Origin of the sequence: Sphingomonas sp. CCH9-F2 (assembly GCF_001556735.1) — a bacterium.
Classification (GTDB): Bacteria; Pseudomonadota; Alphaproteobacteria; order Sphingomonadales; family Sphingomonadaceae; genus Sphingomonas; species Sphingomonas ginsenosidimutans.
The window spans coordinates 1-1,724 of the sequence record NZ_LSJO01000251.1; the positions used below are offsets into that span (position 1 = coordinate 1).

A 1,724-nucleotide genomic window follows, 5' to 3' on the forward strand; every position below is an offset into this window, starting at 1 on the left:
GTGCTCGGCGGCGATGGTCATGGTGCTGAAGAAGCCGAATTCCTGAGGGCTTATGGGGCCAAGGTCACGCTTCTGGCCGAACGCTCGCTCGATCTTGGGCCGACCGAACTTGCCAAGCTGGACCAGCAGGGCATTGATGTCGCCCCCTCGCCTGTCGGGCAGTTGCGTCTTGGCGAGTGTGTCGAGGTGAGGCTGGCCAATGGCTTGGAGCTACAATTCGACACGCTTTACCCCGCACTCGGCTCATCACCTCGGACGCGGCTTGCCTCTTTGCTCGGAGCACAGCTCAGCGAATCCGGGTGCGTGCTAACCAATGCCCACCAACAAACCTCGGTTAAGGGTCTCTACGCAGTCGGCGACGTCGTGGAAGGGCTCGATCAGATCAGCGTCGCAGCCGGACAAGCGGCGATCGCTGCGACCGCAATTCATAACCTGTTGCGCGACCGCGACAGTGGATTGTCATCCGCCCTCGCCGGGCTGTATTCCGCTCGGAGCGTACCGCCGACGTAGCGGGAGCCATTGGCGGTGCGACGAGCGAACACCGCCAACAAAGCGCTGATCGCCGGCTCGCTTGTCATCTTCTTCGGCTGCTTCGCGCTTATTCGTATCCACACGACGATCGGCGACACGGCCTTTCTCCGTTCGATGATCCCGTACCACGATCCCGTGGCTCGCGCGCGAGTGCATCGAGACAGTGTGCTATTATCAGGGTCGGGGTTCCTCGACACGCCCGAGCGGAGCCGGGATCGCTGGCGGCATCCTACGGCACGAAGGTCGGCGCTGCCGCATTCTCCTTCGAACCGCGCCAACACGCGAGCGGCTACTAAGCGTCGGGCCCCTCAGAACGCCAAGTGGTTTATTCCGCCATGCATGAAGGTTCCGCCGAGGAACCCCTGAATTGAGATCGCGAGCGTCATCAGGCCAAGCACCACCCAATACAACGACCGCGACCGCTCGGGACCCTTGCGGTGGCGGGCTGCCATCCAAGCCAGCACGACGCCGAAGACCGCGATCGATGTTCCGAGCCAGCGATGCGTCATCAGGATAGGGTTGCGGTCGGTCAGGTAGAACCCGCCTGCGAACCAGCCCAGGAACGCCGCTGCGATCGCTCCCAGCGCGCCGACCACCAGCATTATGTGTGCGACATGCTGATAGTCCCGGTTGCGGCGCCATAACCCGAACAGCTCTAACCCGAACGCGCCGATGAACATGGCGATGGGAAAATGAATGACCATGGTGTGCAGCCGGCCCAGCCAGCTCACAAGCCGTTCGCCGAAACTCTTGTTCTTGTTGGCGGTCTCCTCGTGCATGCCGCCCATGTTCATGTCCACAGTCGACATAGAGCCCATGCCCATGTGGCCGTCGCCAGCGTCCGCCCCATCTGCTTTCTGCGTCTCGGCTGCGCTGTTAGCGACCGGCCCGGGACCCGCCCCGAGCGCATTGTGATCTTCGTGCGCCGATGCCGACGTGCTGACTGATATTGCAACCGCAAGAAGTATAGCGAAGGTCCCGCCTCGTTTGCCGCCCATCACCTGACCCCTTGATCCGTGTTCATCCATTCCCGTTTACGCACGCCCGGCCTTCTCCCCTCACCCGCCCATTAGCTCTTTCCGTGAGACTTTTCGTCTGCTTCGACGCGAACTGGATGGAGGAGTCACGCTGGCAGCGGCAGGCGCGTCCTGCCGGCCCTAACCAGAAAAATCGCCGATCAGCTGCCGTGGCGG

General features: G+C 62.4%; 2 protein-coding genes and 1 pseudogene. 2 read left to right on the forward strand and 1 reads right to left on the reverse strand.

Annotated elements, in window-relative coordinates:
- Positions 1-510, forward strand: a 510-nt coding sequence (locus tag AX685_RS07470; RefSeq protein WP_197418523.1) for an FAD-dependent oxidoreductase, incomplete at its 5' end; no start/stop codon positions are given.
- A 24-nt stretch (positions 511-534) separates the two neighbouring features.
- Positions 535-660: pseudogene (locus AX685_RS23075) on the forward strand (DUF305 domain-containing protein); the annotation flags it as partial.
- Positions 661-839: 179 nt separating this feature from the next.
- On the opposite strand, the gene AX685_RS07475 reads toward AX685_RS23075, so the two are convergent.
- On the reverse strand, positions 840-1,529 hold the full coding sequence (locus tag AX685_RS07475; RefSeq protein ID WP_231738671.1) for a DUF2231 domain-containing protein: 690 nt from the start codon (positions 1,527-1,529) through the stop codon (positions 840-842).
- Positions 1,530-1,724: the final 195 nt, after the last annotated feature.